The organism is Oceanobacillus sp. FSL K6-3682, from assembly GCF_037976165.1.
GTDB lineage: Bacteria > Bacillota > Bacilli > Bacillales > Amphibacillaceae > Oceanobacillus > Oceanobacillus sojae.
This window is the reverse complement of the sequence record NZ_CP150263.1, coordinates 958,873-973,890: the sequence shown is the minus strand read 5'-3', so window position 1 is coordinate 973,890 and position 15,018 is coordinate 958,873. Positions and strand designations below refer to the sequence as shown.

The following is a 15,018-nucleotide window of genomic DNA, read 5'->3' as shown; positions in this document are numbered from 1 at the left end:
GAACAAAGTAATCTGCATTCATTCTCGTCAATGAGTATATTCACACTCAAAACAGCAGGGTAATAATGAAAGAACATCAATAATTTCTTTTATCTTCTATCGCCCCATCTGCCCGGTAAATGGTCAAGGATGTCCCTTTGTTTTTGGCGATTTCCGCAGCTCTTTTCACAGCCTCATCTTTGGTATTAAATATTTGACTTGCCTGACTGGAGCCTGTAGACGCTATAGCCCATCCTTCATCATGGCTATAGACCACTTCTCCCTCTTCCAGACGTTCCGGGTTATTTGTTTTTTCTTTCCCCTCTTTAGAGCGCTGTGTTGGCTTTCCGCTTTTTTCATAGCTGCGAACCTCTTCTTTATCAGCATTTTCATACCATTCTTTTGCCTGCTCAATAGCTATTGGAATAGCCCTTCCTTCCTGATAGCCGTCATCAAGCATAGAATTAGCAATATCAATTGCTTTTTTACGAACAGGTTTTTCAAGTTTTTTCATGGAGCTTGGATAATCATTCATTGTCCAGACCATTAAGAACTCCTCCTTTTTATATGGAGTTTTCCCGTTTCTAATTACATAAAACATCTTTACTCATGAGAAAAACCAAGAAAATCACTTGGCCTTTAAAATACTGGTGTTCTTTCCAAGAAGATGTCCACTGCGACGGTTTTCGATGGGACGAGTAATCGCAGTCCCAAAAGAAATACACGGAGACTCCTGTGGGAATGCGCAACACGAAAGGAAGTTCGGTTAAGTTCGCGACGTCCTGTCTCAGGCACCGAACTGACATACGTCCTATATGCCTCCGCAGGTAAAAAGTGCTCTTCTTTTTTTCGAGGAGATGAGCTCGGGACCCACAGAAAGCGTAGTGTATTTCTAGGGTTGCGGTTACTCACCCCATGAAACCCGTTGGAGCGGTTACTCTTAAGCAATTTCTATATACTTTCCTATTATAAAAAAAACGCGGGATTACTCCCACGCTTCTTTACGTATCTAATAGCGATCTTCCATTAATGGAGACACGCTTCGTATTTTTCAATTCATCAATATTGACAGCTCCAATGCCGAACATAGTCATCTTCAGCTCTAACTCCAATTGCTCCATTGTTTGAACAACGGCTTCTGCTGATTCTGTCGCTGCCTGAAGCAGATGTCTTGCATAACCGATGACATCTGCACCAATTGTAATTGCCTTTGCAGCATCTACCCCTGTTTTCATACCGCCGCTAGCAACAAGCGGAGCATCAGGAAGCTGGCTGCGTACAGACACCAGACAATCCTTCGTTGGATTCCCCCAGTTATTAAATGCTTCTGCAGCTGCTTTCTTCAATGGGTCCTTAGAACGTAACTTCTCAACCTGACTCCAAGATGTTCCTCCGGCTCCGGCAACATCGATATAGGATATTCCTGCATCATAAAGCCTTTCCGCTGCCTCTCCATCAATTCCAAAGCCAACTTCTTTCACGCCGACCGGTGCATTTACCTGCTTACAGACCTGTTCAATCTTTGGCAGTAAATCTTTAAAATTTAAATCGCCGCCATCCTGTACTGCTTCCTGCAATGAATTTAAATGCAGTACAATAGAATCAGCCTCCGTTTTATCTATAATACGCTGACATTCTTCTGCTCCGTAGCCATAATTTAATTGAACAGCTCCAATATTCACAATTAACGGCACAGTTGGAGCCTGTTGACGGATAAGGAAGGATTCTTTATGCTGATCACTTTCTAGAAACGCCCTTGTTGAACCGACTGCTAAAGCCCATCCTTTTTGTTCCGCAGCCAAAGCTAAATTTTGATTGATGGTTGTCGCCAGCTCTGAACCGCCTGTCATGGAACTGACAAGAAATGGCGCCTGTAAAGCTTTGTTTAAGAATGACGTTGCAAGTGAAATTTCGGCAAAGTCAATCTCCGGCAAAGCATTATGGAGAAAATGAATTCCTTCCAGCCCAGTTGATTTATTAACACCTTCTACCTCTCCCTCAAGGCAAAGACGGATATGTTCTGTTTTACGTTGGTTAATTCCTTTTTCCATAAATGTCCCTCGCTTATCTCAATTTAGTACTATATCTAGTGTACTTGTTTCGTGAAATAAATGAAAGATAAATGACGTTAGTCCAGCATATTGACAAAATAAATATAAAGATTTCTAAACAGCTCTTATTTCAGGCACTTTATCATATAATATTCAGATTATACACGTGTTTTCTGTTATAATAATACTACTTATTTATGTTTTTGGGAGGAAATAATGAAAAGAAACCACGCAAAAGCTTTTGCCACAAAAGCTCATCAAGGGCAAGTACGTAAAAATTCAAGTGAGCCATACATCACCCACCCTATTCGTGTTGGAGAACGCTTAGAAAAGGAAGGCTGTTCAGATGCTTTAATCAGCGCAGGATATTTACATGATGTTGTAGAGGATACCAAAGTCAGTATTGAAGATATTGAACAGCAATTTGGGAAAGAGGTCGCGGACCTTGTTGCTTCACATACAGAGGATAAATCAAAATCCTGGTGGGAGAGGAAAAAGGCAACTGTGGACCATTTGAAGAATGCTCCAAAAGAAGTGAAATATCTGATTATTGCGGATAAACTGGATAACCTCTTAGAACTGGAGAAAGAGCATAAAGAGATTGGTGATGACATTTGGAAGAACTTCAATGCCGGATATAGTCAGCAAAAATGGTATAATGAAGAAATCGCTAAACAAATGTATGCTCACTTATCCCCTCATGAAATTCCTCCTTATTTTAAAGAGTTTGAACAGGCTGTAAAGCGTTTTTTCAAATGATTAGAAAACACCTTCTCGCTTTTACTTAGCGAGAAGGTGTTCTTGCCAAGGAGATGTCCGCTACGGGAAGTCGCTTTCCGCGGGCAACGCCTCAGCCTCCTCGAAAGAAGAGCACTTTTTTTCGAGGAGATAAGCTCGGGGCCCACGGGAAGCGTAGTGTATTTCTGGGGCCTAAGATTACTCACCCCATGAAAACCGTTGGAGCGGCTATCCTCAGCATTTTATACTTTCTTACTCTTTAAGATATAACGTTCGAGATTAGCGTTTGTTCATTTCATTTGGATGTGTTCCGCTTCGGACATTGCGATCCAGACCGTCAATTGTTTTCAGTTCTTCTTCACTTAACTCAAAATCAAATACGTCCAGATTTTCTTCAATCCGAGAAGGTGTTACTGATTTTGGTATCACAATCAAATCCGATTGCAGGTGCCAGCGAAGAATCACTTGCGCAATTGTTTTCCCTTTTGCTTCAGCAATTTGCTTAAGAGCTTCATCCTCCAAAACATCTCTGCCGTTCATAAGCGGGCTGTAAGCTTCTACATGAATGCCTTTTTCTTTACAAAATGCACGCAATTCTTTTTGCTGAAGATATGGGTGGCATTCCACCTGGTTCACAGCAGGAACAACTTCACATTCATCTAATAAGCGTTGTAAATGCTCCACTTCAAAGTTGCATACACCTATAGCTTTTGCCTTGCCATCCTTGTATATTTTCTCCAAAGCTTTGTACGTATCAATATACTGGTCATATTCCGGAGTCGGCCAGTGAATCAGATATAAATCTACATAATCAGTTCCAAGTCTTTTTAAGCTTGCATCAAATGCTTTTAAGGTTTCATCATAACCATGGTCTGCATTCCATACTTTGGTTGTAAGGAAGATTTCTTCACGTGCTACACCGCTATTTGCAATTGCTTGTCCAACGCCTTCTTCATTTCCATAAACCTTCGCTGTATCGATCGAACGGTATCCAGACTTTAACGCATGCTCCACAGCAGGAATCGCTTCTTGATTTTCTACTTTCCAGACTCCAAAACCAAGCTGCGGCATTTCCAATCCATTATTAAGTGTCACGTATTTCATATTCTCAAATCTCCTCCTGCAAGTAATTTTATTTCTGTTTGGTACTATTAGATTGTGTCTTTTTCAAGTAATTCATTTTGATTTTACAATAATAGACAGACAAAACAAAGAAAAGTGCTTAGTACTATTAAAGAATATCCTCATTGCATGGAAAATCCGCAAGCTGTGAAATTATTTTTTACCACTTAAAAAACAATTTGTCGTATGGTCATTTACCATGCCGGTTGCCTGCATAAATGAGTAACAGATTACCGGCCCGACAAAGGAAAACCCTCTCTTTTTCAAATCCTTGCTTATTTGCTTTGACAAGTCTGTCTGAGCAGGCACATCTTCATGCTTTTTCCACTGATTTACAATAGGCTTTCTATCGACGAATCCCCATATATATTGATCGAACGAGCCGTACTCTTCCTGAACCTGTTGGAACGCCTTCGCATTTTTTATTACAGATTCAATTTTTCGTCTGTTGCGGATAATTCCCTCATCCTGCATCAATGCTTCTACTTTCTCATCTGAATAAGCAGCGATCACATCTACTTCAAAGTTATCAAAAGCCCGGCGGTAATTTTCCCGGCGTTTTAGAATTGTAATCCAGCTTAATCCCGCCTGCGCACCTTCCAGGGTCAGCATTTCAAATAGATAGCGGTCGTCGCCGAAGACCGGAGTTCCCCATTCTTCATCATGATAAGCAATATAAATAGGCTCCTCACTCACCCAGGCACAGCGTTCCTTACTCATCCTCTTCACCAACAGTTACTTCATTTTTTTCATAAGAAATCCAGTCACTGAAGCTGCCTGGATACAGCTTCACATTAGTAAATCCGACACTATCCAGCGCAAGGATATTCGGACATGCCGAAACACCAGACCCGCAGGAAACAATAATCTCATCGTCTTTATTCAACTGAGAAAAATGCTCCTGCAGCTGCTTCTCATTTTTCCAGGTGCCATCTTCTTTTAAAACACCCTTCCAAAAATAGTTCACTGCTCCTGGAATATGACCCGCACGGGAATACATCGGCTCTTCATCTCCTAAATATCTGGCGCTTGCCCTCGAATCAATAACTGTTGTCCCAGGAGAGGTCAGCTTCTCCTTTACTTCTTCCATATCAACATAGCGATTTTTCTTCTCATTTCTCTGAAAGGTTTTAGGCTGAAGATTCGGAACTTCTGTGGTAAGCTCTCCCCCCTCTTCTACCCAGCGGTCTAAACCGCCGTCCAGAATATACACCTTCTCGTGACCTAAGTAGTCAAGCAGCCACCAAAAACGCGGTGCAAACATATCGTTTCCCTGGTCATATATCACAACCGTTGTATCGTTTGAGATACCTAGTTTCCCAAGTTTATGTGCAAACAGCTCCCATTCGGGTAAAGGGTGATTTCCGCCATGCTTCCCCGCCTTGCCAGACAAATCTCTATTTAGATCCATATAGACAGCACCGGGTAAATGGCCTCGTAAATAAGCCTTCCGTCCAGCATCATCATCCATTAAATCAAACCGCACATCAACAATAACAATATTATTTTGCGTTAAGCGATGCTTCAATCTTTCTACGCTAATGATGTTTTTCAAAATCATACCCTCCCAAATTCTATTTTTACTAATCATATCATTTCTTGTTTATTTTAACAGAAATCGGATAAGTACGTATTCAAAGAAAGCCAAGTTAAAAGTAAGAATCTCATTACTTCGACACTTATCATGTGAGGATTTTTTAAATTTCCTTTATAAGTTGAGTTATGCTTTAGCTGTTTTTGAAAATATGCTTTATTTGATATACGAAGGGGCTATTCCATTGATGTTACCTGACAAATATATAGCAGATCTGCTTGTAAGAATGTCTCATTATTCCAATGCAATAGAAAATAACACCATTACATTACCAGAAACAGTATCTATCATTGTACACAGCGTTATCCCTAATAATGTTTCATTAAGAGAATTTTATGAAATTGATAACCACCAATATGCTATGGAATATGTACTGTCTGCCAATATACTTGAAGAAAAATTTTCAATTAATACATTGCTAAAGATGCATGAAATATTGATGGATAAACTTCATCATGAAAAGGGAAGTTTAAATCACAATATAATGCTATTTTAGCCGTTGATTTTGATACAGCTTCCCCTGCTGATACTCCTTTATTGATGAAGCAATGGGTCGATAATACAAATTTCAGGCTTGAATTAGCCAAGACGCAAAAAGAAATGATTACAGTGATTTGTGAGAGTCATATTGAATTCGAACGTATTCATCCCTTTGCTGATGGAAATGGGCGGATAGACCGATTAATGATGACTTATTTGCTTTTAAAAAATAATTTACCGCCTCTTATTATCAAAGGAAAAGAAAAAGCAGTCTATACAAGATTCTTAGCAAACCAGGATATAAAAGAATTTAGTGGTTTTGCAGAGGAGAAGGTGACAAAAGAAAAGGAAAGAATTAAAGCTTTTGAAAACAGGCAATCCAATGATCTATAAATAAGGGAATTTTTGAAATCATTAAAAAATATTCCAATACAGATTTTTATTTAGACTATGGTAAACTATACAAAGAAACGTGGAATGAGCATTGCATTCATTTTCACGTCAAAACTACTTTAACGAAATAAAATTTACTTAGAAGGAGTCTTTTTAATGAAGGAAAAACTAATCAAACGTCTGGAAACCTATGCAAAAATAGATACCCAATCGGACATGAACTCGGAAACAACGCCTTCTACACCGGGACAATGGGATTTAATTAAACTGTTGGAAAAGGAACTGAAGGAGGTTGGACTGGAAGAAGTATCCTATGATGAAAATGGTTATTTAATGGCTACGCTTCCGGCTAACACAGATAAGGATATTCCAGCGATCGGATTCCTGGCACATGTCGATACCGCAACAGACTTTACCGGAAAAGGCGTATCGCCAAAAGTAATCAATTATGAAGGCGGGGACATTGTATTGAATGAAGCTTTACAAGTAATTCTTTCCCCGGATAAATTTCCAGAGCTTTCAAATTATCTAGGACATCAATTGATGGTTACGGATGGAACAACTTTGCTTGGTGCAGATGACAAGGCGGGTATTGCTGAAATTATGACTGCAGTGGAATACTTGATAAATCATCCGGAAATCAAGCATGGAAAAATTCGTGTTGCTTTTACACCAGATGAAGAAATCGGCCGCGGTCCGCATAAATTTGATGTAGAACGCTTTGGCTGTGACTATGCCTATACCGTAGACGGCGGACCATTAGGCGAGCTGCAGTTTGAAAGCTTTAACGCGGCAGCTGCCAGAGTAACTTTTTATGGAAATAGCGTACACCCGGGAACAGCAAAAAATAAAATGGTAAACGCCGGCAAAATGGCTGCACAATTTATTTGCAAATTTCCTGATGAAGAATCCCCGGAGCACACAGAAGAATACGAAGGCTTCTATCACCTGATCTCTGTAGAAGGAGATGTGGAAAAAACAACCGTATACTATATCATCCGGGACCATGACCGGGATAAGTTCGAAGCCCGTAAACAAACACTTACACAGTATGTGGAAGAGATAAAAAGCGGATATGGCGAGGAGTCAGTTCAATTAGAAATGAATGATCAATATTACAATATGCGTGAAAAAATTGAGCCTGTAAAGCATATTGTGGATATTGCCGGTCAAGCGATGAAAAATCTTGATATCGAACCAGTTATCCAGCCTGTCCGCGGAGGTACTGACGGCTCACAAATCTCGTTTATGGGACTGCCGACTCCAAACCTGTTTACTGGAGGCGAGAACTTCCATGGCAAGTTTGAATATATTTCTATAAATAATATGGAAAAAGCAGCGAAAGTAATTGTGGAAATCAGCCGTTTGTTTGCAGCTGAAAAATAATATGCACTTTTCCCTGCCAAAGAAACCTGATAAAATCAGCTCGTTGATTTTATCAGGTTTTTCCATTAAAAATTATCTCTTTCTCACTTTCTTTCTACGCTAAAATTACATATACTAAATATAAAATAAAACTTCTATTGGCTGGAGGTTTACGAACACTCATACTGTGGTAAATTTATTCTACAAAACACTGTTAAAAACATAAATTATCAGTTTATAAAACTTTATTTAAAGTAAGGAGATTTCTCAATGCAATTACTTAGCTGGATTATCTTCCCGGCCGTCTGCTTAATGCTTATCACCTGTCCATCTCATGAATCCCTTAAAGAAAATACAGATTCGAAAGCTTTTAAACAGCTTATCACGCAAGCAGAATCATATGTCAAAGAAGAGACAACTCCTCCTGATGCCTATCTGCAGAAGTTTGACCAGGACGAGAATGTACAGCTGTTAAAAGCGGCTTTAAACCAAATCGGCTATGATTTAGAGCTATCTGATTTTTACGATGAAGAGCTTACCTGGGCTGTTACAGACTTCCAGATACAATCTGAAAATGCTTCTATTTCAGGCATTTATGATGAAGCAACGAAAGAAGAATTACTGTCTTATTTTAAGGAAGATAAAAATATTGAACCTGGAGAGGGTTTAGCTCATCCCCCTGAGGAACCGGAAGTTACAGAAGCTGGGACAGAAGTTGTCGGCAACCCATATGATGAATTAGCATTGGTAAACAAAAGCTTTGCACTTCCTGAGAATTATATCCCGGAAGACTTGATGGTGCCAGATGTGCCATTCCCTTTCACAGAGGACTTACCTAAAAAATACATGCGCGAAAATGCAGCACATGCACTTGAAGATTTATTTGATGCTGCTGAAGATGCCGGGCTGGAATTGTTTGCCCAATCCGGATACCGTTCTTATGACCGGCAAGTGGAGGTATTTTCAGCCAATGCCTCGCAGCATGGTGAGGATTACGCAAACACATTCAGCGCACGTCCCGGGGAAAGCGAGCATCAGACCGGGCTTGCTATGGATGTAACCAGTGCAGAAGTAAATTTAGAATTAGTAACAGAGTTTGGTGAAACAGAGGAAGGTAAATGGCTTGCTGAAAATGCACCGGAATTTGGTTTTATTATCCGATTCCCTGAAGGCAAAGAAGATATCACCGGGTATCAATATGAGCCTTGGCATGTTCGTTATGTAGGCGAAAAAACGGCAAAATATGTAACTGAAAAAGGCATTACTTTCGAAGAGTATATAGAGCAATTTGATAAATAGATTTATGGAGAAAATGCGGTGGAATATTTGTACATTCCAGCGTATTTTCTTATACTGTAAAACTTATATAGAATCTCCACAAGGCTTTCCTCTCCGGGAGATATGTTAAAATTGATATTGAAAATTAAATTAAGAAGGGTTGATCATATGAATAATAATGAGTCTATTAAACTAACCGCTTTATCCTCCAAAGGTGGATGCGGCTGTAAAATCGGGCCGGCAGATTTACGACAGGTTTTACAGTCCCTTTCTCCTGCAACAGATAACCCTAATTTATTAGTTGGTCTGGATACCAGTGATGATGCAGGTGTCTATAAATTAAATGATGACACGGCGATTGTTCAGACACTCGACTTCTTCACACCGATTGTAGATGACCCTTACTCCTTTGGGCAAATTGCTGCTGCCAATGCAATCAGTGATGTCTACGCAATGGGAGGAAAGCCGATTACAGCTTTAAATATTGTCGCTTTTCCAATTGCTGATTTAGATAAACAGATTCTTTCCCGCATCTTAGAAGGTGCAGACAGCAAGCTGAAAGAAGCTGGCGTAGCCTTGGTCGGCGGTCATTCCATCGATGATAAAGAACCCAAATTTGGATTGTCTGTTACCGGAACAATCCATCCAGATAAAATTCGCACAAACAGTGGTGCACAGCCAGGTGATGTTCTTATTTTAACCAAACCAATCGGCGTTGGAATTCTGACCACATCTATTAAAAGAGGCCTGGTAAACGAAGCAGAAATAGAACGTGTCACACAGGTAATGGCGACGCTGAATAAAACGGCTGCAGAAACGATGGATAACTATGAAGTACATGCCTGTACGGATGTTACCGGATTTGGTTTACTTGGACATGCCTCTGAAATGGCAAAAGGAAGCAATGCCGAAATCCGGATTTCGAATCAACAGGTGCCTGTTTTGCCAAGAGTGAAGGAGCTTGCTGAAAACGGAGCTGTACCAGGCGGTACGAAGAATAATTTTAATTACTTAAAAGAAGATGTTACTTTTGCGGAACCGCTGAATCAAATTGATCAATGGATATTATGTGATGCGGTAACCTCAGGAGGTTTATTAGCAGCTGTAAAACAAGCAGATGCTGAAAAATTACTTGCAGATCTTCGTGATAAAAACATTGAAGCTGCAATTATTGGCAGCGTCGCAGATGGGAATAATGGTCATATAACTGTGGAAGAATAATTCGTTTGTTAGGACGTGAAGATATGTTTCAGGATATTGAGTTACATGATTTATTGAAGAGGCAAAAGGAAGGCTCCATTGCATTAGTTGATGTGCGTTCTCCACAGGAATTTGCTGAATTCCATATTCCGGGAAGCATAAACATTCCTGTCTTTAATAATGAAGAGCGTGCAGAGGTAGGCACCATTTATAAACAAATCAGTCCAGAAGCGGCGAAGGAGAAAGGGCTAGAGATTTTTTCTGCAAAGCTGCCGCAGTTTATTGCCGAGTTTCAATCACTTGGAAAAGAAAAGGTTGTCTACTGCTGGCGCGGCGGGATGCGGAGTAAAACTGCGGCAACAGTAGTCGATTTAATGGGACAGCAGATTTCCAGATTGAATGGGGGTATCCGCTCATACAGAAAATGGGTGGTAAACAAATTAGAGCAGAAGCAGTTCTCTCCAAAAATGTACGTGCTAAATGGCTATACAGGCTCTGGTAAAACTATTTTGTTACACCGGTTAAAACAACTGGGTTATCCTGTCCTTGATTTAGAAGGGATGGCAAAGCATCGGGGCTCTATATTCGGTCAAATCGGATTGAATCCGAATAATCAAAAAACCTTTGAATCTTTACTGGTTCAGGAAATGGAACGCTATAATCAAATGCCTTTTATTCTGCTCGAAGGAGAAAGTAAGCGTATTGGCAAGGCAACACTGCCTTTATTTTTACATGAAGAAAAAGAAGCAAGTATGCAGCTGTTTATCCATTTGCCTTTGGAAAAAAGAATTCAAAATATATTGCGTGAATACAATCCTGAAGAACATCAAGCGCAAGTAATAGAAGCTTTTCAAAGAATTCAAAAGCATATTCACACACCTGTAGCTAAACAAATTGCCGATGACATAGAGCAGGGTAATTTCTCGTCCGCTATAGCACTTTTACTGGAATATTATTACGATCCAAGATATGAGCACACTCTCCATCATTATCCGGGGGATAAACAAATTCATATCCATGCCAATGATCTTGATGAAGCACTAAATGCGGTTGTCAGCTTTATCAGGCAGGAAGAACATACAAATATTAAGCTATAAGTGGATATTTTATAAGCTCCCATCCCCTATGATAATCATCAGTCGGATGAGAGCTTATTTCATGTATTGAATTAAATCCACAGCTTAATTCGTGAACGTTGTTGCTGAAGCCGCCCCTTTCTCGTCAGCCTTCACACAATCAATAGCGACAACAAGTGCAATAATGGTGGTTTCCATCTCTTCATTCACTACCTGCACCTTGTAGCTGTCTCCCCAGGTAAACCACTCCTTACTTACTTCTCCGACGAGTTCGCCATGCTGATACACCTGAAAGCGCATATCCCACCAGTTACCACGTACCTCAATACCTGCCGCATCAATTGAATAGCGTGCTTTAAAGAAGGAAATTCCCTTCTTAATCGCTAACACTTCCTGCCCATTTACCTCCACAAAAAACTTCGGCAAAAAGCTGAATGTTTTTTTCGTTATGTGTGCTACTTCCTCCTCTCTTGCGTCCTTAATAGAGAACGTCTTTGGAATTCGCATAAAGCTGCCTGCCACAAAGTAGACATCTTTTTCCTGTTGATCCTTCACTGTAAACTTTTCATTGAAGCTGAATACCTTTTGCTTTATATATAATTGTTTCATGATTTACCTCCTTTGATATACTGCTTTTATTTAAATCTAAATACGTTTGTCTTACATACAGATTCAAATGATAAGGTATTATTTAATACTAAAATTCTCCCTATAAGGTTTCACTCTTATAGGGATTTTATCAAATTATACTGTCTGGCTGAAACTTATTACAGCTTCCAAAGTATTTTCGGCTTTTCAACAAGCCAACTAAAAAAGTAACTTTCTTCCACATCACAAAGTCCAGATTGTGCATAAAAAGTTATTTTCTGAACAAATTAGGGATAATCAAAACAACGAGGTGTCCGATGTTATGTCCTATCGTAAATTTCTAAAAAAAATGAAACCTAAAGAGCAAAGGAAAGATTTAGAAAAAGTTGAACAAAAAAGCATTGGCACTTCGATTACCGAAAATCTGAATATCATCAAACAAAAAACTGGAAATAGTCCAGATATCATTATCCGCATGCTTACTTTTAGTCATGATCCCGAGGTGTCTACTGCTATTGTTCATGTAGACGGGCTGGTAGACAATCCAACGATTAATGAATTTTTGGTGCAATCCATGGAGGATAGTGTTCAAGAAAAACTGGAGGAAAAAGATCTTTTCAAGGTTTTTTCCGAAAAAGTTGTTGCCGTCAGCAGCTTGGAAACCCTGAAAGATTGGGATTCCTTATTCTTGGCTCTGCTTTCCGGGGACACCGTTATTCTCGCAGATGGAAAAAATGAAGCACTGATTGCAAGTACCCGAGGCGGAGAAAGACGCCTCGTTGAACAGTCTGATTCTGAAATAACATTACGCGGATCTAAAGAAGGGTTTACCGAATCCATTAACACTAATACTGCACTCGTGCGCCGAATTATTAAAAATCCGAATTTATGGGTAGAATCCATGAATCTCGGAAAACAGACGAACACAGACCTTTCCATTATGTATATCAATGGCATAGTCGATACCGACATAGTGAAAGAAGTCCGCCAACGCTTGGCACGGGTGAATCTCGATGCCATTCTGGATTCAGGTTATATTGAACAGGTAATTGAAGATGAGAGTTCCGGGCTGTTTCCAACAATCACTCATACTGAACGGCCTGATGCGGTTGCCGGCAATTTACTGGAAGGCAGGGTGGCTATTTTTGTCAGCGGAACTCCTCATGTGTTAATTGTTCCTGCTGTCATGATTCAATTCTTCCAAACGCCGGAAGACTATTACGTGCGCTTCCCGATTAGTACTTTGATTCGGATGCTGCGCGTTTTCATGTTTTTGATTTCTTTGATTGGTCCTGCTTTTTACGTGGCAGTTACAACCTTTCATCAGGAAATGATCCCAACAGACCTGCTCATTATTATTGCTTCACAGACCGAATCCGTACCTTTTCCAGCGATTGTAGAAGCGCTGATTATGGAAGTCACTTTTGAGATTTTGCGGGAAGCCGGTTTAAGGATGCCGAATAAAATCAGCGCGACCATCTCGATTGTTGGGGCGCTTGTCATTGGGCAAGGGGTTATTCAGGCCGGGATTGTCTCTCCGGCAATGGTTATTGTCGTTGCAACTACAGCGATTGCCAGTCTGGCCACTCCCAATTATGACATCGCTATTTCTGCCCGTCTGCTACGCTTTGCTTTTATGCTAAGCGCAGCGATTGCCGGATTTTACGGTATCATCCTTGGCTTAATTATGCTGATTGTCCATCTCGCCAGCTTGCGTTCATTTGGGATTCCTTATCTGACCCCATTGGCACCATTGGAATGGAAAAGCTTAAAGGATACCATTATTCGCGGTCCAATCTGGTCATTCAATGAAAGACCAGAATCCCTTCATCCCCAAAATCCAGTTCGCCAAGGTAAGAACCAAAAACCTCTGCCGCCTTTAAAACGGCGAATGGTCAGAGCGGATACGAAAGAAGGAGATAAAAATGAATCGTAAATGGATAATTTCTTTTTTCGTGGCAGTCTGTCTCCCTTTCCTTTCCGGGTGCTGGAGCAGTATCGAATTAAAAGAATTAGCAATTGTCTCAGCCTATGCGCTTGATAAAAAGGAAGACGGTACGTATGTCGGCACTTTTCAATTAATCAATCCAATGAACGTGCCCGGGGCGCTTCAAGGGGGAGCATCCGGGCAAAAGCCAAGCATTGCCACTTATACTGCAACAGGAGGAAATCCGCTGGAAGTAGCTGATAATGCATCCACAAAGGTTTCAAGAGATCTCTATTTTGCACATACCAGCCTGTTGGTTATCAGTGAAGAGCTTGCCAGGGAAGAGGGACTTTCCTCTATTTTAGATGCAATGGAGCGCGGCCTTGAATTTCGGACAACGACAAATATAGTGATCAGCCGGGATATCAAAGCAGGTGATTTCGTTCAGGTTTTAACGGCTATTGATCAGGTCCCTGCAGAAAAAGCAATTAAGTCTTTAGACTTCACTGAAAAACTGTACGGAGAAAATATAGCTACCAATCTGCAGAAATTCATCAAGGCTGCTGTTTCAACAGGAAAAGAGCCGCTAGTAAGCGGATTCATTGTATCAGGAGATATCGAGAAAGCAAAAACCATGGAACAGCTTCAATCATCGGAAGGGGCAGCAACAATTGAAGTAAATGGTATTGGCGTTTTTAAAGAAGGGAAGCTGGTAAACTGGATTGAGGGCGAAAAGAGTGAAGGAACGTTATGGGTATTAGACCAAATCCAGCAGGCACCTGTAGATATTGATTGGGAGGGACAAAAAGAAGCCATCTCCTATAAAGTCATACGCCAAAAAACAAATGTAGAAGCAAAAACAAAAGGCGGTAAGCCAGTAATTTCAGTGAAAATTCGTGCAGAAGGAGATCTTCGCGCGATAGAGGTGCCAGTTAATGTGACCGACCCGCATGTATTGTTACGGATTGAGAAAGTATTGCAGGAGAAAATTAAGGATGAAGCAGAAGCAACAATCCAGGAAGCACAGAAAACCAAAACCGATATCTTTGGCTTCGGAGAAAAGCTGCATCAATCTGAACCAGATAATTGGAAGAAACTTGAGCAGGAATGGCAGGATGTTTATTTTCCTGCATTGGATGTCGATGTGACAGTGGAAGCCTTTATTCGCCGTACAGGGATGAGAAACAACCCGTATCTTTTTGATTTGAACAAGAAAAGCGACTAAAA

General features: G+C 40.4%; 15 protein-coding genes. 9 read left to right on the top strand and 6 right to left on the bottom strand.

Annotation, left to right across the window (positions count from 1 at the left end):
* Window positions 1-76: 76 nt before the first annotated feature.
* Both MHH51_RS04965 and fni read right to left on the bottom strand, forming a co-directional pair.
* On the bottom strand, window positions 77-526 hold the full coding sequence (locus tag MHH51_RS04965) for a DUF2188 domain-containing protein (protein WP_339284803.1): 450 nt from the start codon (window positions 524-526) through the stop codon (window positions 77-79).
* Window positions 527-980: 454 nt separating this feature from the next.
* On the bottom strand, window positions 981-2,030 hold the full coding sequence (gene fni, locus MHH51_RS04960) for a type 2 isopentenyl-diphosphate Delta-isomerase (RefSeq protein ID WP_339284801.1): 1,050 nt from the start codon (window positions 2,028-2,030) through the stop codon (window positions 981-983).
* 216 nt (window positions 2,031-2,246) lie between these two features.
* Here fni and MHH51_RS04955 point away from each other — a divergent pair, with 216 nt between their 5' ends.
* Window positions 2,247-2,789: an HD domain-containing protein gene (locus tag MHH51_RS04955; protein ID WP_147211251.1), complete on the top strand. Its 543-nt coding sequence runs from the start codon at window positions 2,247-2,249 to the stop codon at window positions 2,787-2,789.
* A gap of 258 nt (window positions 2,790-3,047) precedes the next feature.
* Here MHH51_RS04955 and MHH51_RS04950 read toward each other — a convergent pair whose 3' ends face one another.
* The 3 genes from MHH51_RS04950 to MHH51_RS04940 form a co-directional block, all read right to left on the bottom strand.
* Window positions 3,048-3,872: an aldo/keto reductase gene (locus MHH51_RS04950; RefSeq protein WP_339284799.1), complete on the bottom strand. Its 825-nt coding sequence runs from the start codon at window positions 3,870-3,872 to the stop codon at window positions 3,048-3,050.
* 171 nt (window positions 3,873-4,043) lie between these two features.
* Window positions 4,044-4,610, bottom strand: coding sequence for a DNA-3-methyladenine glycosylase I (locus MHH51_RS04945; protein ID WP_339284797.1), 567 nt, complete (start codon window positions 4,608-4,610; stop codon window positions 4,044-4,046).
* The gene (locus MHH51_RS04940) at window positions 4,603-5,445 is read right to left on the bottom strand and encodes a sulfurtransferase (RefSeq protein WP_339284795.1); all 843 of its coding nucleotides are present in this window, start codon (window positions 5,443-5,445) and stop codon (window positions 4,603-4,605) included. Before MHH51_RS04940 ends, MHH51_RS04945 begins: the two co-directional genes overlap by 8 nt.
* A 223-nt stretch (window positions 5,446-5,668) precedes the next feature.
* On the opposite strand from MHH51_RS04940, the gene MHH51_RS04935 reads away from it, so the two are divergent.
* From MHH51_RS04935 to mnmH, 6 genes are all read left to right on the top strand, one after another.
* On the top strand, window positions 5,669-5,980 hold the full coding sequence (locus MHH51_RS04935; RefSeq protein WP_339284793.1) for a hypothetical protein: 312 nt from the start codon (window positions 5,669-5,671) through the stop codon (window positions 5,978-5,980).
* A gap of 44 nt (window positions 5,981-6,024) precedes the next feature.
* The gene (locus tag MHH51_RS04930) at window positions 6,025-6,357 is read left to right on the top strand and encodes a Fic family protein (protein ID WP_339286256.1); all 333 of its coding nucleotides are present in this window, start codon (window positions 6,025-6,027) and stop codon (window positions 6,355-6,357) included.
* Window positions 6,358-6,513: 156 nt separating this feature from the next.
* The gene (pepT, locus tag MHH51_RS04925; protein ID WP_147211257.1) at window positions 6,514-7,743 is read left to right on the top strand and encodes a peptidase T; all 1,230 of its coding nucleotides are present in this window, start codon (window positions 6,514-6,516) and stop codon (window positions 7,741-7,743) included.
* Between the two features lie 249 nt (window positions 7,744-7,992).
* Entirely contained in the window at window positions 7,993-9,021 is a 1,029-nt protein-coding gene (locus MHH51_RS04920) for a D-alanyl-D-alanine carboxypeptidase family protein (protein WP_156985668.1), read from the top strand.
* A 147-nt stretch (window positions 9,022-9,168) separates the two neighbouring features.
* Complete coding sequence (gene selD, locus MHH51_RS04915; protein WP_147211259.1) at window positions 9,169-10,221, top strand: selenide, water dikinase SelD; 1,053 nt, start codon at window positions 9,169-9,171, stop codon at window positions 10,219-10,221.
* Between the two features lie 23 nt (window positions 10,222-10,244).
* A complete protein-coding gene (gene mnmH / locus MHH51_RS04910; RefSeq protein ID WP_339284789.1) occupies window positions 10,245-11,297 on the top strand; it encodes a tRNA 2-selenouridine(34) synthase MnmH in 1,053 nt (350 codons plus the stop codon).
* 84 nt (window positions 11,298-11,381) lie between these two features.
* On the opposite strand, the gene MHH51_RS04905 is transcribed toward mnmH, so the two are convergent.
* Window positions 11,382-11,885: an LURP-one-related family protein gene (locus tag MHH51_RS04905; RefSeq protein ID WP_147211261.1), complete on the bottom strand. Its 504-nt coding sequence runs from the start codon at window positions 11,883-11,885 to the stop codon at window positions 11,382-11,384.
* A gap of 301 nt (window positions 11,886-12,186) precedes the next feature.
* Between MHH51_RS04905 and MHH51_RS04900 the strand changes: the two genes are divergently transcribed.
* Both MHH51_RS04900 and MHH51_RS04895 read left to right on the top strand, forming a co-directional pair.
* Entirely contained in the window at window positions 12,187-13,800 is a 1,614-nt protein-coding gene (locus MHH51_RS04900) for a spore germination protein (RefSeq protein WP_339284786.1), read from the top strand.
* Window positions 13,790-15,016 (top strand): Ger(x)C family spore germination protein, encoded by a 1,227-nt coding sequence (locus tag MHH51_RS04895; RefSeq protein WP_147211263.1) that lies wholly within the window; start codon window positions 13,790-13,792, stop codon window positions 15,014-15,016. The genes MHH51_RS04900 and MHH51_RS04895 overlap by 11 nt, the downstream gene beginning before the upstream one ends.
* Window positions 15,017-15,018 lie beyond the last annotated feature (2 nt).